The organism is Rhodococcus sp. ACPA1 (assembly GCF_002300195.1).
Taxonomy (GTDB): Bacteria; Actinomycetota; Actinomycetes; order Mycobacteriales; family Mycobacteriaceae; genus Rhodococcus_F; species Rhodococcus_F opacus.
The window spans coordinates 73,524-92,096 of sequence record NZ_NSDX01000015.1; the positions used below are offsets into that span (position 1 = coordinate 73,524).

Genomic DNA, 18,573 nt, shown 5'->3' on the forward strand with positions numbered 1-18,573 from the left:
CGTAGTCGGTCGCTCAGCCGAATTGCTGCCAACCCAACCGGATCACCATCGCGATCACCACGATCAGCAGGGTGATCCGGACGAATCCGGCGCCCTTGCTCAGGGCCATCCGCGAACCGGTGATCGCGCCGATCACGTTGCAGACCGCCATGCCCAGGCCGAGTGCCCACAGCACGTGGCCGGTGGCGGCGAAGAACACCAGCGCACCGAGATTCGATCCCAGATTGATCACCTTCGCCATCGCCGCGCTGCGCACGAATTCCGTGCCCAGGAACGTGGCGAAACTGATGATGAGGAATGTCCCGGTGCCCGGCCCGAACAGTCCGTCGTAGAACCCGAGGAGACCGGCGGACAGCAGGACGACCGCGATTACCTTCCGCCGTGTCGGTGGATCCTTCGCCAGCGTGGTCCCGAGCTGCGGACGGATCGTCACGAACACGGCGACGCCGACGAGCACCGCCATGATGAGCGGGATGAAGACGTCCTTGTCGATGCGCGAGACCGTTGCCGCGCCGAGCGCGGACGCCACCGCCGCGAGCAGACCGGCGGGAACCAGCAGCTGCCAGTTCATGGGGATGCGGCGCGCGAACGTGACGACGGCGGCGGATGTGCCGGTGAACGCGGTGAGCTTGTTGGTGGCCAGTGCCGCCTGCGGCGTCAGCTGCGGTGCGACGAGAAACAGTGCGGGAATGAGGATCAGTCCGCCGCCGCCGACGACGGCATCAACCCATCCGGCGGCCGTCGCAGCGGTGAGAAGAAGCGCCCAGTCACCCACATTCATGGTGCAGACTCAACCACACCCACCCTGAGGTACTTACGCTGTGCACATGCGGAGGTTCAGTCTGTGGCTGCGAGGAAAGCCGACGGTTGCGGACTCGATGTTGGCGGCGATCCTGTTCACCCTCGAGGTGTTCGTGTTCACCGCGTCGGGAGACCGCTCGCCGTGGGTGCAGCTGGTGATGGGTTTCCTGCTGTGCCTGCCGATCGTGTGGCGTCGCAAGTATCCGCGGGCGGCGGCCGGTGCCGTTCTGGTGGTGTCGATCACGATCACGTTCATCAGTTACTCGATCGGTGACCTCGACGCCGAGCATCCCGGTCTGCTGGCCCTCGCCGTTGCCCTCTACACGCTCGTCGCCTACGTCGACCGCCGGACCGCCGCGGTGTACGCGGCAGGCCTCGCAGTGGATTCGGCCCTGTCGATCTGGTTGCTGGAACAGGAACTGCTGGCGGCCGGACTGTTCTCGGTCCTCGTCTTCGCACTCTCCTGGATCACGGCGGAGTTCCTCGGCGCCCGCCGGGCCTACGACGAGGAGGTCGCCGCGCGCCTCGTCGTCGCCGACTACGACCGGGATCGTCGCGCCGAGGACGCGGTGGCGGCCGAGCGGACCCGGATCGCCCGGGAATTGCACGACGTCGTCGCGCACGCGGTGAGCGTGATGATCGTTCAGGCCGACGGCGCGTCCTATGCCTTGAAGAGCAACCCCGACATCGCGAAGCAGGCACTCACCAACATCGCGAGCACCGGGCGGGAGGCTCTGGCGGAACTGCGGCGCACCGTCTCACTGCTGCGCACCGAACCGGCGACCGACGACATGCCCCAGCACGGCACGGCCGGCCTCGCCCGGGTGGTCGACATGATGCGCAGCGCCGGACTGCCCGTGGAACTCGAGCTGACGGGAGAGTTGGACGACATCAGCCCCGCGGTCAGCCTCGGCGTGCACCGGCTGGTTCAGGAATCGCTGACGAATGTGCTGCGGCACGCCGGGGAACGTCCGCGCGCGAAGGTGCGGGTGCGGCGCCGCGAGACGGACGTGCTCGTCGAGATCACCGACAACGGCAACTCGTCCGGGCAGTTCTCGCTCGGATCGGGCAACGGGCTGCTCGGTATGCGAGAGCGGGTCGCCGTCCTGCACGGCACCCTCGAGGCGGGACGGCAGACCGACGGCAGTTGGCGGGTCACCGCGGAGTTGCCGCTCGAGCTGGAGGACTGAGCGGACCCGGTCACTCCGTCTCCGGTGGCGCTGCTTCCTCCGGCTGGTCGAGGACGCTGACGGTGACGCCGTAGGGGAGGAACCGCACCGACCGGTGGGGATCCGTGTTGTGCTTGTGCGCGCGGAGCGCATCGAGTTCGGTGGCATACACCTGCTCGACACGTGCGACGCCCTCGTCGTCGAGCGTGTAGATCGCCCACACACCGTCACCGGTCTCGCCGGCGGTTTCCGGCTTCGACGCGCCGCGCGGCGAGCGGGCGAAGTCCGCGAACACGCCCGTCCACGGAATCTGAGAATCCGCCTGGTCCAGGAACCTGACGATCCGGTCCTTGACGCCCTGCAATTCCTCGCCGGCCTCACGGATCACGCGGTCGAGATCGTCGGGGTCGAACCCGAACGGCCTGTTGTCGCCCATCACTGTCTCCTGACTTCGGCGGGACATCTCCAGTGTGGCCGCGGATGCCGATCGGCGCCACGACGGTCCGCCGATCGGCATCCGCGGCCACAGAACAGGGCCTCCTCCCGCGGGACCTCAGGCGTCCGATGCGGTGTAGACGCGATCACCGCCGACATAGGTCAGGACCGCCCGGCTCCCGCCGATCTCGTCGGCAGTTCCCGTGAACGGATCCCGGTCGAGGACCACCAGGTCGGCGAGCTTGCCCACCTCGATGCTCCCCGTGTCGTCGAGGTGGTTCACGTACGCGGACCCGGCGGTGTAGGCGGTGAGTGCGGCCGTGAGGTCGATTCTCTGCTCCGGGAGGAACACCGGGCGCCCCTGCCCGTCCCGGCCCGGCAGTACGCGATTGACCGCGACATGGATGCCGTGGATCGGGTCGGCGCTGCTGACCGGCCAGTCGCTGCCGGCTGCCAGCGTTGCGCCCGAGCGCAGCAAGGAACCGAAGGGATACTGCCGACGGGAGCGTTCGTCCCCGAGGAACGGAATGGTGAGTTCGTCCATCTGCGGTTCGTGGGCTGCCCACAACGGTTGCATGTTGGCCGTGACGCCGAGCGCGCGGAAACGGGGGATGTCGCCCGGGTCCACGACCTGCAGGTGGGCGAGGTGCGGCCGGGTGTCGCGGAATCCGTTCGTCGTCCGAGCGGCGTCGACCGCGTCGAGCGCATCGCGCACGGCCCGGTCGCCGAGCGCGTGGAAGTGCACCTGAAATCCGAGGGCGTCGAGCTCGGTGACGTAGCCGCGCAGCTCGTCCGGGTCGACGAAGCTGGTTCCGGAATGGGCTGTCGCGCAGCCACATCCATCCAGATACGGGGAGATCATGGCCGCCGTGCGGGATTCGGCGACACCATCGAGCATGATCTTGACGGTGTCGGCCCGCATCCTCCCGACGCGGAGAAGGGACCGTCGCCGGAGCAGGTCGGGGATCTGCTCGGCGCCCCGATCGCGATCCCACCACAGGGCGCCCGCAACCCGCGCCGTGAGGGAGCCGTCGCCGGCCGCGGTCAGGTAGGCGTCCGAGACATCGGAGATCCCGGAGGTGTCGCCCAGTAGCGCGTCCTGCCACGCGGTGATGCCGAGCGAATGCAGGTGCTGCTGGGCGTGGAGCAGTGCCTTCAGCCGGTCGTCGGGGGTGTGCTGCGGGGTATGGCAGCCGACCAGCTCCATCGCAGACTCCTGGAGCATGCCGGTCGGCGCGCCGTCGGCGTCGCGTTCGATACGTCCGCCGACGGGATCGGGGGTGTCTCGGGTGATGCCCGCGATGTCCAGAGCTCTCGTGTTGGCCCATGCCCCGTGGTGGTCGCGGTTGGGCAGAAACACCGGCCGATCCCGCACGACGGTGTCGAGGAGTTGCGCGGTGGGTGTGCCCCCGTCGAACGCCTCCATCGACCACCCGCCGCCGACGATCCACGGCAACTCCGGGTGTGCGACGGCGTAGCTGCGGATGGCGGCGAGGGTGGCGGCGGCGTCGGTGGTGCCGGTGAGGTTGCAGCGGGCGTACTCGAGGCCGGCCACCACGGGATGGATATGCGCGTCCTGGAAGCCGGGCAGTAGCAGCCTGCCGGTGAGGTCGACGACCTCGGTGCGGGTGCCGATCAGCTCCCGGACCTCGTCGTGGCCGACGGCTGATATCCGGCCACCGGTGACGGCGACCGTCGTGGCGCGGCTGCGGGCCGGGTCCAGGGTGGCAATCGATCCGCCGGTGAAGACCAGATCTGCGGGTTCTGTTGACATCGAAAATCTCCTGTCGGGAAGTGCTGTCGTCGGTGTTCGGATCAGGTTGTGTCGCGCTGATCGGTCAGGGGGTGGTCACGGGAACTTCGGTGGGCGCGCCGAGCAGGTTGGCGTCGTCGGCATCCGTTCCGCGGCCGGTGACGAAATAGGGCGACCGACGGACCCACTTCGCGTGCGCGGCCACCACCAGCCCCGAGATCAGGATGAGGACCGGGAACAGCAGCTGAAACCAGCCGTTGGTCGCACTGAATTCGAGATGATCTGCCGAGGTGTAGAAGATCCAGCCCAGGTAGCCGCCCAGGGCCAGCAACACAACGGCGCTGAGTGCGGGAAACACCACCGCGCGCAGTCCCTCCCACGGATGCTCGCGCAGGAGGCCGCGGAACCGGACGGCGGCGGCGAGTGCCGTCAGGCCGTACCAGACGGCGACCACCAGGCCGATCGAACTGATGCCCGCACCGAGAAGGTCGCTGAGCTTGGGGATGACCGTGGCCAGCAGCGCGACCACGGCGGAGATGGCGCCGAGCAGCACGGTACCGGCCGCCGGGGTTCCGAAACGGGGATGGATGCGGGTCCACACCGGGCCGAGAGTGCGGTCCCGGCCCATTGCGAACAGTCCACGCGCGCTGGGTATCACGGTGGCCTGGAGCGATGCGACGACGGAGAACATCAGCGCCACCACGGGGAGCGCGGCCAGCGGCTGCCGGGCGAGTGCCTCGCCGAGAAACGCGAGCCCGACGGTCCCGTTGTCCGCCAGTTCCGCGGGGGTGAGGACGCGTTGGAACGCCACCGCACCGAGCAGGAACAGACCGAGGACCAGGAAGACGGTGATCACTCCGGCACGGGACGCGTCGCGCGGGTCGCGCACCTCCTCGCTCACGCTGAACGCCGCTTCGAAACCCCAGTAGAAGAAGACCGCGATCACCATGCCCTGAGCCAGCACGGCGAACGACGGAATTGCAAAGGGATCGAACCAGGAGAGGGAGAACGGCTGGGCCCCGGCAAACAGCCCGTACGTGCAGAAGCCGATCAACACGACGTACTCGAAGACGAGGAGATACTTCTGCAGCCGTGCCGCGACCGCGACACCGCGGACGGCGGTGAATGTCACCGCCCCCAGGATCGTCAGCCCGAGCATCGTGGACTGCAGCGTGGAGTCGGGATCGAGAGTGAGCCCGCCGATGCTGTGCAGGCCGGCCATGCCGGCGAGTTGCAGGATCGCCGACCCGGCGATCGCGGTGGTGTAGGCCATGAACACGACAACAGCAATGATCGCCATCCAACCGGTGAGGAATCCCAGCCACGGGCTGAGGGTGCGGCCTACCCAGACGTAGCTGTTGCCGCAATTGGGTTCGACCCGGTTGAGCCGGGCGTATCCGCTGGCAATTCCCAGAATCGGGACGAATGCCAGTAACAGCACCACCGGCATCTGGAGACCGACCACGGCGGCGATGACTCCCAAGCCGACACCGATGCTCGTGGTCGCCGCGGTACTCGAGGCGGCGATCGCAATTCCGTCGATGACGCCGAGCGATTTGCGGAGAGCCATCGCCCTCGGCGCGTCGGCCGCGCCGTTGTTCACTGCTGCCATGTGTGCGTCGCTTTCGCTGGAGGGATGGGGAGGGACGAGAGGCCACGACCGATCCGAATTCTCGTGCCCGCGGCCTGGGGCTTCGCTCCCTGCCTGTGACATGCAACACCGTCGTCGTTTACAGCGTCAACGGTGTTGGCATAAGCTTCGGGTCGACGGAAGGAGCCGGGAATGGCGAAGCAGGTGGTCTCGGACTCGGCCCGGAAGAGGCGCAGGCCGACGAAGCAGGGTGCAGTTCTGTCGGAGCAGCTGATCATGGAGACGGCGCTGCGGCTGCTCCGCCACCACGGCAGTGCCGGTCTGTCCGTCCGCCGCCTCGGGGCAGCGCTCGGGGCCGACCCCAGCACCCTGTACCGGTACTTCCGCGGCATCGACGACCTGACGTTGGCGATCGCCGACGAGCTGATCGGCCGGTCGTTCCGCGGGTGGGAACCCACCGGGGACTGGTGGCGGGACCTCTACTCTCTCGGAATACGTTCGCATGCAGCGTATCTGGATCATCCCCAGGCGGCAGTCCTGTCGGCCAGCCGCGTCAGCGGTCGCACCTCGGAGAAAGCGGCCGTCGACACGATCCTCGGAATACTGCGCGAGGCAGGGTTCCCCGACGGCGCAGCGGTGCGCCTCTACCGTGCGTTCGTGGACCAGATGCTGGCCTTCGCCGCCCTCGACGGAGCCGAACTCGCGCTACCCGAGGACGTCCGTGAGTCCGATCGGCAACTGTGGCGATCCTCCTACGCGCAACTGCCGGCCGAGACGCATTCGCACATCGCTGCGACCGCGGGTCTACTCGTCGACCTCTCCGACCGCAGCGCCTATCCCGACGCACTCGAACTGCTCCTCGACGGCGCTCGCGCCCTGCTTCACCGACTCGACGCGAAGCGAGAATCGGCGACGTCGTGACAATCACTCGGCTCGAATCGTGGCCGAACGGGCCGGGAAGCGGCCGGATTACCTGGGAGCATCCCGGAGCTCGATGACGAGCGGCCGACCTGTGTCGAACCAGTACCGGTGCAGGTCCTTGATCTTCGCGCGTGTAGGCAACCCGCGTAGATGCACGGCGCATTCGCCATAGTCGAACACATTGACCGTCTCACAGAGAGCGTCCCGGGCATCGTCGAGCTCCGCACGATCGGTGATTTCTCGCGCGAGTCCTTCGAACCAACCCGTCGGCATCCGCAGCCGAAGCCGTGGGTTCCCACGAATGTTCCATACCCAGCCTGCGACGAAATCCGGGCGCGTCATCGCCAACGCGGGTGGCAGAAGAGAGACCAGGTAGGCACGGTCATCGCGTTGGATCACCCGAATGCACTTTCGCCGCTGTTTGCCGGTCTTGCGCCCAGTCGTCGTCAGTACTGCAAATCCCGTCGGGGGTCGCACGAGGAAGCCCGGCAGCATCAGGGCACTGAGGACTGCCCCATTCCGAGCCGTCCGCATCAGGCGCCCGTGCTTGGACGCCTCCGCCGCCGCCGCATCGCGTACCTTCCGGTTCCGCTCGTGATCATCCGGCGTGCCCGATCGATTGTCGTCAGCTGCCACTCACATCGCCCCGTCCCCGCGTTCCCCGCGAGCAATATAGCAACGGTTCACCGTCGCACGCGCCGGCGTTTCACGTGTCAGGCGGCGAAGAGGGAGTCGTACAATCCTTCGGAGGAGAAACCCGATGGACTCGCATCATCGAAATACACGGACCACCGATCTGCCGCCACCGGCGCTGGACGGCGAGCTGCGTTTCGACCAGGTGGCGCGAGCACAGGCTGCCGACGATTTCGGGCACATCGTGCACACGGCACCGGAGGCCGTCCTGCTGCCGGGATCCACCGACGACGTCGCCGAGACGATCCGCTGGGCCGCGAAGCGGGGCCGCACGTTCGCCGCGCAGGGGCAGCGCCACTCGGTGTGGGGACGATCCGGAGCCCGGAACGGCATCGTGGCCGACATGTCCACACTGCATTCCGTCGGCAGGGTTCAAGGCGACCGGATCGTCGTCGGCGCGGGCGTGACGTGGCGCGAGGTGCTCGCCGCGACCCTGCCGCGGGGAAAGACCCCGCCCGTGCTCACCGACTACCTCGAGCTGTCGGTCGGCGGGACACTCGTCGTCGGGGGCGTCGGCGGCACGACCTCCCGGTACGGCGTCCAGAGCGACAACGTCATCGCGATGGACGTGGTGACCGGTACGGGGGAGGCGATCACCTGTTCGGCGCAGAGCAACTCGGACCTGTTCGACGCGGTGCGGGCAGGGCTCGGCCAGGTGGGGGTGATCACCGAGGCGACACTCGAGCTCGTCGCGGCTCCCGAGCAGGTGCGCAGGTTCGTGCTGTTCTACCCGAACCTAACGGGGATGCTGACGGACGCGCGACTCCTGTCCGCGGACGCCGGTTTCGACGCGGTGCAGGGGGCGATCCTGGCAGCACCGACCGGTGGGTTGTCGTTCCAGTTGGACGTGGCGACGTTCTTCACCGGCAATCCGCCGGACGACGAGCTACTGCTCGCCGGCCTGTCCGACGACCCGGCAAGGCGAAATCCCAGCACGATTGCGTACGTCGACTACCTCGAGCGACTGGCCGGGCTGGAAGCGGCGTTGCGGGCGAACGGCCAGTGGTTCCACCCGCACCCCTGGATCACCACCTTCATCGGAGACTCGCACGTCGAGTCGGTGGTCGACGAGGAGCTGGGCAGCCTTGATCCAGCGATGGACCTCGGTCGATTCGGTCAGATCGTGCTGTCCCCGATCCGCACCGGAGCGATCACCAGCCCGCTGCTGCGGACGCCGTCGGAGGGCCTGTGTTTCGCGTTCAACTTCGTCCGGGTGCCGACGACCGCCGACCTCGACGACGCCCACCGGCTCGTGGAGTCCAACAGGGCCGTGTACGAACGGGTCCGCAGCGCCGGCGGCACGCTCTACCCGGTGAGCGCGTTCCCCATGTCCAACGAAGACTGGCGCCGGCATTTCGGGTCGGCGTTCCACCGCCTCGGTGAGGCCGAAAAGAAGTTCGACCCGGATCACGTCCTCACCCCTGGCTACGACGTCTTCGAGGGCGGGCCGCACGACGGCGTCAGCCGCCGGCGAGCGGCACCAGGGTGAAGTGACCGGCTCCGCGGGCGGCGGAGAACACGTCCCAGGACATCGGACCGCCGGGACCACGGCCTTCCTCGTAGCGGAGGTCGAATGCGGGGTTCACGGGTGCGAGCCGGTAGTCGAAGAAGGCGTAGTTGGCGCGCAGCAATGTTCGCGCCGGTTCGGTGGCCTCCTCGAGACGGGGCACCAACCGGTCCTCGACCACCAATCCGCGGTCGGAGAATTCGTCGACGATCACGCATTCACAGAAGTACGCGAGGGTCCCGATCTCACCGGGGGATCGCACCGGTGCCTCCCCGACGAGGGTCCCGACTGCCCGGCCGACCCGCTCGTAATCCTGCGCGCTCGCCCAGTTACCGAAGATGGGGGGTGCGTCCCACGGGAGACCGCTCTCGACGTCGTAGTACACGGCGCCGGCTCCCAGCACGGCGAGGAGGCCGGCCAGTGTGCCGGCGACAGCGCGGTCCGTGGCGTCGCGCGCGGCGCTCCAGTGGATGCCGGCGGCGAGAACGGCGAACATCGCCAGCGTGGTCGCGGGCGCCACATAATACCAGTGGTACGGCACGGTGTCGAGCACGACGTAGGCGACGTAGTAGAGAGCGCCGGACAGTCCGAGCGCGAGCAGCGGCACAGGCACCGGTCGCTTCCCTGGCCTGGCGTACGAGGCGAGCGCGACGAGAATCAGGACGAGTGCGAGGGACGCGGGACCGAATGCCGCCACGGTCCGCCACGGGTTGGACTCGAAGTACATGATGGGGCCGGTGAGGTAGTTGTAGCCGCCGACATCGGAGGCCTGGCCCTGCTTGATCAGGAAGGTGTCGGGCAGAGCTGAACCGAGGACGATCCAGCTGAACAGATACCAGGGCCCGGCGATCGCGGCGAAGCCGGCGAGGGCGCGGCGCAGTTGCGTGCGAATCGCCGGTGACAGGGCGGCGATGACCACGACGAAGACGAGCAGATCCAGGCGTACCAGCGACGCCAGGCCCGCGGCCGCGCCGAACCAGGCGGCCCTGCCCTCGAGCGCCGACCACACCATCACCGCGACGGCGGCCGGGATCAGCAGCACCTCGAGTCCGACCGCGGACAACACGAACGGGTTGAGCACCACGAGCGCACCGGCGAGCACCGCCCAGACGGTCCCGAGGCCGAGCCGCCTGCACGTCCGCGCCAGCACCCAGCCCAACAGGGCAGTGACCGCGACGTTGAGCACTCCGAGTGCGAACAGGGGATCGCCCGGGCCCCACAACCGGGTCACGAATGTCAATGCCCCGAGCACCAGCACGTTGAGCGGGGACGTCGACGTGTTCGCGGTCAGTCCGTGGACGATCGCCCACTCCCCGTGGACGGCCAGGTTCCTGGCGGCCGACAAACTGATGTAGGCGTCGTCCGTCAGGCTGCGGGAGACGATCCAGAACAACACGGCCGCCACCACCGCGCCGCACACGGCGAGGATCGCCGGGGCCGGGAACGGCCTCGGTACCGGTGGCGGGGCAGACCGCTCGAGCGGTTCGTTCAGCAATCCTGTGGACACCGCGACATCCTAGAGAGTGGAGCCGGGACCGCTGCTCGCAGCCACCGAACTCGGACTCGCTGGTGCCCGTCGACTGTTTAGTCATTCGAGAAGACGGGAAATCGACGCCCCAGGGCCGGAAGCGTCACCGGTGGCACCACCGGCCCAGGTTCCGCGGGTTGAGCCCCCAGGTCGCGGGACCGCCCCCGGGGGCTTTTTCTATCGGCGGTGCCGCTCGTGAGCGGTGAGCAGCAGAGCGTCGAAACGGTCGCGAAACGAAGTGGGCGTGTGGATTTCGTCGCCGAATGCGAGAACGAGTTGCTCCGCGATCACGCGGATCTTCGTGTTCGTCTGCTGTGACCGCCACGTCAGGAGGTCGAACGCGGCGTCGGCGGAGATGGAGTAGACGAGCATCAGCGCACCCTTGGCCTGTTCGATGACTGCCCGCGAACGCACGACGTCGAGCGAAGCGACTTCGGCCGTGTCGAGCAAGCGGGGGTTGTCCCAGATCTCGTCGGTCCTGTCCTGCCACACGAGCACGACGAAGCGGGCGTCCGCGGAGGTGAACGTGGAGGCGAACCCGTGCGCCCACAGCCAGTTCCCGTTCCTGTGCCGGACGCGGGCAAAGCCCGCTCGGGCGGTGCCGGTATCGAGGACACCCCCGACGAGGCCGAACCACCGCGGCGCGTCCGACGGGTGCATCAAACCCGCGAGATCCACACGATCGAATTCGTCCAATCGGTATCCGACGAGGTCGGCCAGGGCAGGGTTCGTCAACACCAGTCGCCGTCGGTCGTCGTAAACGCAGACGGGGCGCGGAAGAGAGACGACCAGCGATGTGAACTCATCGTGGCCGAGGCTGTCGGTCGGTGCGAGGGGGAACCCGGACATACGTACTTCCTTCAATTCTTCGCGCCGACGACGACTCGTACAGCGATCATCGCGGCGTGCGCAGAACGATCCGCTAGAGGTATTCGGAGCCGAGCCCGGTTCGGCTGGGTGTGACGTGCGTCCTACTCGCTGAATTCGCCCATCGCAGGCGTCCATCCGCGGATCTGCACCTTTTCGACAAGATTTTCCTGTGCGAACGGATCCTGCGTGAACAGGCGTGCGACGGCGTCCTCGTCCTCGGCGTCGACGATGAACAGCGCACCGTGGCCGTCGGCGAGGGGGCCGGTCGAACGCATGACCTTGCGTCGGACGAGTTCGGTCAGCCACCCACGATGCTGCGTCCGATGATCGTCGCGCAGGGACGACGTCTCGGGGCTGTACGTGTATTCCACGACGAACAGGGCCATGAGGTTCTCGCTCAGCCGTGGTCGATGTAGGACTCGAGCTGGTCGCGTTCGGTCTGCAGCTCGCCGATCCGGCTCTTCACCACGTCGCCGATGCTGACGATGCCGACCAGCTGCCCGTCCACGATCACCGGCAGGTGCCGGATCCGGCGTTCGGTCATGGTTTCGGCGAGACTGTCCACGGTGTCGGTCGGGAGACAGGTGAACACCGATGTCGTCATGATGTCCACGACCCGGGCATTCAGGATGTCGGGGCCGCGCTCGTGGATGCGGCGCACCACGTCGCGTTCGGTGACGATCCCGACGACGGCGTCGTTCTCCGTCACCACCAGGGCGCCCACATTGTGCCTGGCGAGTTCGCCGATCAGCGTGCTGACCGGCATCTCCGGGTCGACCGTCACCACGGCCGGGCCCTTGTTCCGCAACACATCCGCGATTCGCATCTGGACACCCCGATCTCTGGGCACTCCGACTGGCCGCCGATTCGATCATAGGCAGACTTCGAGCGTATGCCAGAGCTTCTGCCGGTCTTGGTTTGGTTATCTACTCGTGACCGCCGTGTCCCACGGACCGATGTGCGGGTCGGGCGCCCACCGGGACTGCGGTGTTAGGTTGGCGCTGTGCCGATCACCGTGCTACTCGTCGACGACCAGGAACTGATGCGGATGGGCCTCAACATGGTGCTCGACGCTCAGGACGACATCACTGTCGTCGGTGAGGCGAGCGACGGCGCGGCGGCGGTCGCCGCGGTCCGCAAACTCGAACCCGATGTGGTGCTGATGGATGTCCGCATGCCGGTGGTGGACGGGGTCAGCGCGACCGCCCAGATCCTGGAGTCGGGGGTCGCGAGCCGCGTGCTGGTGATGACCACCTTCGACCTCGACGAGCACGCCATGGGTGCGTTGCGGGCCGGGGCCAGCGGCTTCCTGCTCAAGGACACCCCGTCGGAAGACCTGGTGTCGGCCATCCGCAGTGTGGCCGCGGGGGACGCAGTGGTGTCGCCGAAGGTGACCCGCCGGCTGCTGGCGAGGTTCCTCGACGACGGTCCGGGTCCGCTTCGTGACCCGCAGGTCCTCGACGTGCTGACCGAGCGTGAACGGGAAGTGCTGCAACTGGTGGCCACCGGGTTGTCGAACACGGAGATCGCCGGTCAGCTGTTCCTCTCGGAGTCGACCATCAAATCGCACGTGGGCCGGATTCTGACCAAGTTGAACGTCCGCGACCGGGTCCAGGCAGTGGTGCTGGCCTACGAGACGGGCCTGGTGCGACCCGGCTCGTAGGCCGGCGGGTGGGGAAGCGTACTGCCGCTAGACGGTGAAGGTGCCGACGGTCGGGACCACGGTGCACGTGACGGAGTCGGCGTAGCCGACCGTGCCGAACATCGTCGCGAGGACGGTTCCCTTGCCGGTGTCGACGATCTTCGACAGCAGCGGGGTATTGATGATCGGCAGCGTGTCGTCGAGCTTGACGATCCCGCCCTGGAACGTCATGAGGTTGATCCAGGCGACGCTGAGATCGGACGTCTGCGGGATGGCGACGTAGGCGGGGATGGCCTGGAATCGGAGTTGGTTCGCGGTGATCTGGGGGAACAGGTTCGGTCCGCCCTGAGCGCTCGCCAGCGTGACCGTCGCGGGCTTGTCGGCGACGCCGCACCCGAGTGTGGGGGACGGGTACATGAAGTCCTGCGGTGTGGTGAGTCCGACCTCGAGCACGTCCTTCGGGATGAACACGCTGGCGCCGAGAAGAGCGTCCACGGCGGCCGTCGCGGCGGGGGAGACCTCGGTGGCCAGCGCCTGCAGTTCGGCGGCACCCTTCGCGAAGTCGGCGACCGGTGCTGCCGATGCCGGTCCCGAAGACAGCATGCCGAAGGCAGCTGCGGACGCGAGAACGATTGCGGCTCGGCGGAAGACGGTGGAACGAGTCATATCGGCTCCTCGTTGTGCGCGGGGTCGGAAGACCCCCATCGCAGTGAACTGCATCATGCGCAGACTCTCAATGTCAACTTGAGGTTTAGCATTGTGAGCTCTTCGATATCTGCGGCCGGGAGAAAATCGGCGCCGTCGAACGTTGAACGATCAGACGGTTGACCCAGACCCTCGATGACCCGGCCGTCCGAAAGGGGGCGTCATGTACGCCGCACTGTTCCTGTTGTACGTAGTGGTGGAGATCGCCGCGCTCGTCCTGGTCGGTAACGCGATCGGCGTGCTGTGGACCGTGCTCCTCCTGCTCGGTGGAACGCTGATCGGACTGCTGCTGATGCGGTCGCAGTGGCGTCGTGTGATGGACGGCCTGCGCCGGGCGGCGAGCGGCGACGGCTCTCCGGGTGCGGCGGTCGCGGATGGCGCACTCGTCGCGTTGGGCTCCGCGCTGATGTTCGTCCCCGGCCTGGTCACCTCGGTGCTCGGGCTGCTCTTCCTCGTTCCCCCCACCCGGTGGGCACTTCGGCCCGTCGTGGTCCTGCTGGCAGGCAGGCGTGCCGCCACCGTCGCGGCCGGGGCGGAGGCGTTCGCCCGGGCGCCCCGACGCGGTCGCGGCGAGGTGATCGAAGGGGAGGTGGTCGACGAGGTCTTCGAGGGCGAAGTGATCGACGAGGAGCCCCGAACCCCGACCCGTGATCCCCGCGTTCTGCCCTAACAGGCAGACTGGTTGCCTGTGACTACACAACTGCTGGTCGGCGGCCGAATCTACAGTTCCTTTGCTCCAGACGCCACGTCGATGGCAGTGACCGACGGTGTCGTGTCGTGGGTCGGCGACGATCGCGCGGCCCGTGCGCTGCACCCCAGCGCCAACGTGGTCGACCTCGGCGGCGCGTTCGTCACCCCGGCATTCGTCGACACCCACGTGCACGTCACAGCGCTCGGGCTGAACATCGTCGGGCTCGACCTGGTCGGTGTCGGATCGCTTCGCGAATGCCTGGACCGGCTCGCGTCCTTCGCCCGCACCCACGGCGACGCGGTCATCTGGGGACACGGCTGGGACGAATCGGCGTGGCCGGAAGGCGCCGGCCCCACCACGGCGCAACTCGACGAGGCCGCGCCCGGACGCACGGTGTATCTGTCCCGGATCGACGTCCATTCGGCAGTCTGCTCGACCGCCCTGCGCCGGTCGGTCTCGGATCTGAGCGACACCGCCGGGTTCTCGCCGGAGGGGCCGCTGACATTCGAAGCGCACCACGCCGCCCGCACCGTCGCGCGCTCGCTGCTGACGGCCGAGCAGCGTTCCGCCGCCCGCATCGCCGCCCTCGACGCCATCGCCTCCCGCGGCATCGTCGCGGTGCACGAGTGCGGGGGCCCCGACATCGCCGGACTCGACGATTTCCGTGAACTCCTCGCCACCCCGCACGGTGTCGAGGTCCGCGGTTATTGGGGTGAGGCGGTCGCCGACGCCGACGAGGCCAGGAAGTTGCGGAACGCCACCGGCGCCCACGCGCTGGGCGGCGACCTGTTCATCGACGGATCCCTCGGCTCCCACACGGCGTGGCTCAGCGAACCCTATGCCGATCTGGCCGGCGGCACCGGCAAGAGCTACCTGGGAGTCGACGAGATCGCCGCACACGTGCGTGCCTGCACGATCGCCGGAATCCAGGCCGGATTCCACGTCATCGGCGACGCCGCCGTCCGGGCCGCGGTCGACGCGTTCGCCGTCGTCGCCGACGAACTGGGCGGTCCCGCGGTCGCGAAGGCCGGACACCGACTCGAACACGCCGAGATGATGACCGGTGACGACGCGGCGCGGCTCGCGCAGTGGGGTGTGATCGCCAGCGTCCAGCCCGCGTTCGACGCCCTGTGGGGTGGGACCGACGGCCTGTACGCGCAGCGCCTCGGAACCGAGCGTGCCCTCACCCTCAACCCGTTCGCCGCCGCCGCCTCCGCCGGGGTGTCGCTGGCGCTGAGCTCCGACGCACCCGTCACCCCGGTCGACCCGTGGGCGATGCTGCGCGCGGCCGTCCACCACCGCACGCCCGGCAGCGGGATCTCCCCCCGCGCGGCGTTCTCGGCTGCCACGCGCGGTGCATGGCGGGCCGGTGGGGTCCGGGACGGTCTCGCCGGGACGCTCGATCCGGGAGCGCCGGCGTCGTACGCAGTATGGGATGCCGGTGAACTCGTGGTCAGCGCGCCCAAGGACTCCGTGCAGCGGTGGTCGACCGATCCCCGGTCCCGGGTCCCGGCCCTGCCGCGGCTCGAGGACGACGCGCCCACGCCCGTCCTGCTGCGTTCGGTGCACCGGGGGAGCGTCGTCCATGAGCGGTAGCACGACGTCTCGCTGGATCACCGGAAAGCGCGGCGTGCTGGTGCGTTCCGTCCTGTCGGTGGCCGCGGGATTCCTCGTGTTCGCCGGCTTTCCGCCCCGTCCCCTCTGGTTCCTCGCGCCCATCGGCATCGCCCTGCTGACGCTGATCCTCACCGGAGCCGGGGGTGCGGCACCGAGACTGCGCGCGGGCTTCGGCTACGGCTATCTCGCGGGACTCGGCTTCCTCGTGCCGCTGCTCCCGTGGATCGGGGTGTTCGTCGGAGCCCTGCCGTGGCTTGCCCTCGCCGCGGTCGAGTCGCTGTACATCGGACTGTTCGGGGTGCTCGCCGTGCTCGTCTCCCGGCTGCGGTGGGCCCCGCTGTGGATCGCGGCGTGCTGGTCGCTCACGGAATGGCTGCGCGCGAGCGTGCCGTTCGGCGGCTTTCCGTGGGGGCGGTTGGCGTTCGGCCAGTCGGAGGGCTGGTTGCTGCCGCTCGCGAGCGTCGGCGGTGCCCCGCTGCTCAGCTTCGCCGTCGCACTGACCGGTGCCGGACTGGCATCCGTCGCCATGACGGTGCGGGCCCGGGCGCGCGGCGCCACGAACTGGACGCGGCCGCTCGCAGGCGGTCTGGTCGCCGCCCTCGCCGCGACGGTCGTGTCGCTCGCGCTGTGGCCGACACTGCCGGGCATGGACTCGGGAGACCGGACGATCACCGTCGCCGCGATCCAGGGCAGCGTCCCCAAACTCGGACTCGACTTCAACGACCAACGCAAGCGGGTCCTCGACAATCACGTGAACCGCACCCTCGAACTCGCCGACGACGTCGCGTCGGGCGCGGCGCCACAACCCGACCTCGTCGTCTGGCCGGAGAACGCGTCCGACATCGATCCCCTGCGCAACGCCGACGCCGCCGCCGACATCTCCCGGGCGTCCGAGGCGATCGGTGCGCCGATTCTGGTGGGGGCGGTGCTCGTGAATTCCGACCGCACCACCACCAACTCGGTGATCGTGTGGGACGGCAATGCGGGACCGCAGGAGCAGCACGACAAGAAGATCATCCAGCCGTTCGGCGAGTACCTGCCGTATCGCGGGTTCTTCCGTCACTTCTCCTCGTACGCCGACCGGGCGGGCAACTTCGTTCCCGGCGACGGGGACGGGGTCGTTCACGCGGACGGTATCGCCGTCGGAGTCGCGACCTGCTACGAGGTGGCGTTCGACCGGGCGTTCGAGCAGTCGGTGCGCAGCGGCGCCGAACTGCTCGCCGTCCCCACCAACAACGCCACGTTCGGCGACACCGAGATGACCTACCAGCAGCTCGCCATGTCGCAGGTGCGGGCCGTGGAGCACGGCCGCGCCGTCGTCGTCGCCGCGACCAGCGGTGTGAGCGCGATCATCGGCCCCGACGGATCCACGGCGGCGGAAACCGCACTTTTCGTACCCGCGGCCCTGGTGTCGCAGGTGCCGCTGCGCACCGGTACTACGCTGGCAAGTCGGCTCGGCCCGATTCCGGAGGTTCTCCTCTGTGTCGGCGCCGTCGCTGCCGTCGCGTTCGCCGTGGTGCAACGACGACGCACAGTTCGCACACTGATTCAACGCAGTACCGAGAAGGCGCCGGCAATCGCCGGCAGGGAGGATCCTCATGGCATCGGAGACCGATTCCGGGCAGAGCGGGGCACCGAGCGCCCGGACTCTGGTGATCATTCCGACGTATAACGAGCGGGAGAATCTCGGCCTGATCGTGGGGCGTCTGCATGCGGCGCTGCCGCGGACGCATGTTCTGGTCGTCGACGACGGCAGCCCGGACGGCACCGGAGACGTCGCGGACGCCCTCGCGTCCAACGACGACGCCGGTCGCATCCACGTGATGCACCGCACCGAGAAGAACGGCCTCGGAGCCGCCTACATCGCCGGTTTCCATTGGGGTCTGGAGCGCGACTACACCGTTCTCGTCGAAATGGACGCGGACGGCAGCCACGCGCCCGAGCAGTTGCATCGCCTCCTCGACCAGGTGGACGCCGGCGCCGACCTGGTGCTCGGTTCGCGGTACGTCCCGGGCGGCACGGTGGTGAACTGGCCGAAGCACCGCGAGTGGCTCTCGCGCGGCGGGAACATCTACTCGCGGCTCGCCCTGGGCGTGAAGATCAAGGACATCACGGGCGGATACCGGGCGTACCGCCGTGAGGTGCTCGAGAAGCTCGACCTCGCTGCGGTGGAGTCGCACGGCTACTGCTTCCAGGTCGACCTGGCATGGCGGGCCATTCAGGAGGGCTTCGACGTCCGCGAAGTTCCCATCACGTTCACAGAACGAGAGATCGGCGAATCCAAGATGAGCGGCGGGATCGTTCGCGAGGCGCTGCTCAAGGTCACGCAGTGGGGGCTGCGGAACCGGGTCGCCAAGATCAAGGGTGTGACAGCAGGCTAAGGCTCGGCGCCGACCGCTGCCCCATTCCTTCCCGGAAGGAGTGGGGCAGTGCTGTATCTATGGCCCGGAAACAGGATCCACGTGGGTAAACCCGCGCGGTGTCCACATTGTGAGACGCGGTGAAACGGTCCGAACCGTATGTCCGATAGGAACCTGAAGCGTACTCCCGGGTAATGTTCGGTTAATTCCCAGGTTCGCAGGTCACTATGAGTTTCTTCGGTGGCCGGTGGGTTCGTCCCACCGCCGGAGCGGGAAAGAGGACGAACAAG

General features: G+C 68.1%; 18 protein-coding genes. 8 read left to right on the forward strand and 10 right to left on the reverse strand.

Translation table 11 applies throughout. The features are described 5' to 3' along the window. Positions 1-13: 13 nt before the first annotated feature. Positions 14-781, reverse strand: a complete 768-nt coding sequence (locus CJ177_RS45130; RefSeq protein ID WP_061697363.1) for a TSUP family transporter — start codon at positions 779-781, stop codon at positions 14-16. 46 nt (positions 782-827) lie between these two features. Between CJ177_RS45130 and CJ177_RS45135 the strand changes: the two genes are divergently transcribed. Then, positions 828-1,991, forward strand: a complete 1,164-nt coding sequence (locus CJ177_RS45135; RefSeq protein WP_005246372.1) for a sensor histidine kinase — start codon at positions 828-830, stop codon at positions 1,989-1,991. Positions 1,992-2,001: 10 nt separating this feature from the next. On the opposite strand, the gene CJ177_RS45140 is transcribed toward CJ177_RS45135, so the two are convergent. From CJ177_RS45140 to CJ177_RS45150, 3 genes are all read right to left on the reverse strand, one after another. Next, a complete protein-coding gene (locus tag CJ177_RS45140) occupies positions 2,002-2,406 on the reverse strand; it encodes a hypothetical protein (RefSeq protein WP_005246369.1) in 405 nt (134 codons plus the stop codon). Between the two features lie 117 nt (positions 2,407-2,523). Further along, on the reverse strand, positions 2,524-4,179 hold the full coding sequence (locus CJ177_RS45145) for an amidohydrolase (RefSeq protein ID WP_005246368.1): 1,656 nt from the start codon (positions 4,177-4,179) through the stop codon (positions 2,524-2,526). A gap of 64 nt (positions 4,180-4,243) precedes the next feature. Continuing rightward, positions 4,244-5,770, reverse strand: coding sequence for an APC family permease (locus CJ177_RS45150; RefSeq protein WP_061697364.1), 1,527 nt, complete (start codon positions 5,768-5,770; stop codon positions 4,244-4,246). A 171-nt stretch (positions 5,771-5,941) separates the two neighbouring features. Here CJ177_RS45150 and CJ177_RS45155 point away from each other — a divergent pair, with 171 nt between their 5' ends. Further along, positions 5,942-6,670, forward strand: coding sequence for a TetR/AcrR family transcriptional regulator (locus tag CJ177_RS45155; RefSeq protein ID WP_061040905.1), 729 nt, complete (start codon positions 5,942-5,944; stop codon positions 6,668-6,670). Positions 6,671-6,718: 48 nt separating this feature from the next. Here the strand turns inward: CJ177_RS45155 and CJ177_RS45160 are convergent, their stop codons facing one another. Then, a complete protein-coding gene (locus tag CJ177_RS45160) occupies positions 6,719-7,165 on the reverse strand; it encodes a nitroreductase/quinone reductase family protein (protein ID WP_231913873.1) in 447 nt (148 codons plus the stop codon). 265 nt (positions 7,166-7,430) lie between these two features. Between CJ177_RS45160 and CJ177_RS45165 the strand changes: the two genes are divergently transcribed. Continuing rightward, positions 7,431-8,852, forward strand: a complete 1,422-nt coding sequence (locus CJ177_RS45165) for an FAD-binding protein (protein ID WP_063886783.1) — start codon at positions 7,431-7,433, stop codon at positions 8,850-8,852. On the opposite strand, the gene CJ177_RS45170 is transcribed toward CJ177_RS45165, so the two are convergent. The 4 genes from CJ177_RS45170 to CJ177_RS45185 all read right to left on the reverse strand — a co-directional run bounded on the left by CJ177_RS45170 (position 8,824) and on the right by CJ177_RS45185 (position 12,094). Further along, a complete protein-coding gene (locus CJ177_RS45170; RefSeq protein ID WP_061697365.1) occupies positions 8,824-10,377 on the reverse strand; it encodes a hypothetical protein in 1,554 nt (517 codons plus the stop codon). The two genes, CJ177_RS45165 and CJ177_RS45170, sit on opposite strands and share 29 nt — an antisense overlap. Before the next feature lie 198 nt (positions 10,378-10,575). Beyond that, positions 10,576-11,247, reverse strand: coding sequence for a PAS and ANTAR domain-containing protein (locus tag CJ177_RS45175; RefSeq protein ID WP_005246357.1), 672 nt, complete (start codon positions 11,245-11,247; stop codon positions 10,576-10,578). A 122-nt stretch (positions 11,248-11,369) separates the two neighbouring features. Then, entirely contained in the window at positions 11,370-11,654 is a 285-nt protein-coding gene (locus tag CJ177_RS45180; protein ID WP_005246356.1) for a YciI family protein, read from the reverse strand. Positions 11,655-11,665: 11 nt separating this feature from the next. Next, on the reverse strand, positions 11,666-12,094 hold the full coding sequence (locus CJ177_RS45185; RefSeq protein ID WP_005246355.1) for a CBS domain-containing protein: 429 nt from the start codon (positions 12,092-12,094) through the stop codon (positions 11,666-11,668). A gap of 177 nt (positions 12,095-12,271) precedes the next feature. On the opposite strand from CJ177_RS45185, the gene CJ177_RS45190 reads away from it, so the two are divergent. Then, complete coding sequence (locus CJ177_RS45190; protein ID WP_005246353.1) at positions 12,272-12,931, forward strand: response regulator transcription factor; 660 nt, start codon at positions 12,272-12,274, stop codon at positions 12,929-12,931. Between the two features lie 27 nt (positions 12,932-12,958). On the opposite strand, the gene CJ177_RS45195 is transcribed toward CJ177_RS45190, so the two are convergent. Then, positions 12,959-13,576 carry a hypothetical protein gene (locus tag CJ177_RS45195; protein WP_095871018.1) on the reverse strand — a complete coding sequence of 206 codons (618 nt, stop codon included), beginning with the start codon at positions 13,574-13,576 and terminating at the stop codon, positions 12,959-12,961. Positions 13,577-13,778: 202 nt separating this feature from the next. Between CJ177_RS45195 and CJ177_RS45200 the strand changes: the two genes are divergently transcribed. Genes CJ177_RS45200 through CJ177_RS45215 form a run of 4 tightly spaced genes read left to right on the forward strand, consistent with a single transcriptional unit; the run spans position 13,779 to position 18,304 of the window. Next, positions 13,779-14,285, forward strand: coding sequence for an FxsA family protein (locus CJ177_RS45200; protein ID WP_005246351.1), 507 nt, complete (start codon positions 13,779-13,781; stop codon positions 14,283-14,285). Between the two features lie 12 nt (positions 14,286-14,297). Continuing rightward, on the forward strand, positions 14,298-15,902 hold the full coding sequence (locus CJ177_RS45205) for an amidohydrolase (protein WP_061697366.1): 1,605 nt from the start codon (positions 14,298-14,300) through the stop codon (positions 15,900-15,902). Beyond that, entirely contained in the window at positions 15,892-17,595 is a 1,704-nt protein-coding gene (lnt, locus tag CJ177_RS45210; RefSeq protein WP_095871019.1) for an apolipoprotein N-acyltransferase, read from the forward strand. Before CJ177_RS45205 ends, lnt begins: the two co-directional genes overlap by 11 nt. Beyond that, positions 17,522-18,304, forward strand: a complete 783-nt coding sequence (locus CJ177_RS45215; protein ID WP_037180769.1) for a polyprenol monophosphomannose synthase — start codon at positions 17,522-17,524, stop codon at positions 18,302-18,304. Before lnt ends, CJ177_RS45215 begins: the two co-directional genes overlap by 74 nt. The last annotated feature ends 269 nt before the right edge of the window (positions 18,305-18,573 follow it).

Coding starts and splice junctions, on each gene's coding strand:
- CJ177_RS45180 (WP_005246356.1), bottom strand. CDS start 11,654: ATGGCCCTGTTCGTCGTGGAATACACGTACAGCCCCGAGACGTCGTCC.
- CJ177_RS45175 (WP_005246357.1), bottom strand. CDS start 11,247: ATGTCCGGGTTCCCCCTCGCACCGACCGACAGCCTCGGCCACGATGAG.
- CJ177_RS45195 (WP_095871018.1), bottom strand. CDS start 13,576: ATGACTCGTTCCACCGTCTTCCGCCGAGCCGCAATCGTTCTCGCGTCC.
- CJ177_RS45200 (WP_005246351.1), top strand. CDS start 13,779: ATGTACGCCGCACTGTTCCTGTTGTACGTAGTGGTGGAGATCGCCGCG.
- CJ177_RS45160 (WP_231913873.1), bottom strand. CDS start 7,165: ATGCTGCCGGGCTTCCTCGTGCGACCCCCGACGGGATTTGCAGTACTG.
- CJ177_RS45140 (WP_005246369.1), bottom strand. CDS start 2,406: ATGGGCGACAACAGGCCGTTCGGGTTCGACCCCGACGATCTCGACCGC.
- CJ177_RS45150 (WP_061697364.1), bottom strand. CDS start 5,770: ATGGCAGCAGTGAACAACGGCGCGGCCGACGCGCCGAGGGCGATGGCT.
- CJ177_RS45215 (WP_037180769.1), top strand. CDS start 17,522: ATGGCATCGGAGACCGATTCCGGGCAGAGCGGGGCACCGAGCGCCCGG.
- CJ177_RS45135 (WP_005246372.1), top strand. CDS start 828: ATGCGGAGGTTCAGTCTGTGGCTGCGAGGAAAGCCGACGGTTGCGGAC.
- CJ177_RS45130 (WP_061697363.1), bottom strand. CDS start 781: ATGAATGTGGGTGACTGGGCGCTTCTTCTCACCGCTGCGACGGCCGCC.
- CJ177_RS45165 (WP_063886783.1), top strand. CDS start 7,431: ATGGACTCGCATCATCGAAATACACGGACCACCGATCTGCCGCCACCG.
- CJ177_RS45155 (WP_061040905.1), top strand. CDS start 5,942: ATGGCGAAGCAGGTGGTCTCGGACTCGGCCCGGAAGAGGCGCAGGCCG.
- CJ177_RS45185 (WP_005246355.1), bottom strand. CDS start 12,094: ATGCGAATCGCGGATGTGTTGCGGAACAAGGGCCCGGCCGTGGTGACG.
- CJ177_RS45145 (WP_005246368.1), bottom strand. CDS start 4,179: ATGTCAACAGAACCCGCAGATCTGGTCTTCACCGGCGGATCGATTGCC.
- lnt (WP_095871019.1), top strand. CDS start 15,892: ATGAGCGGTAGCACGACGTCTCGCTGGATCACCGGAAAGCGCGGCGTG.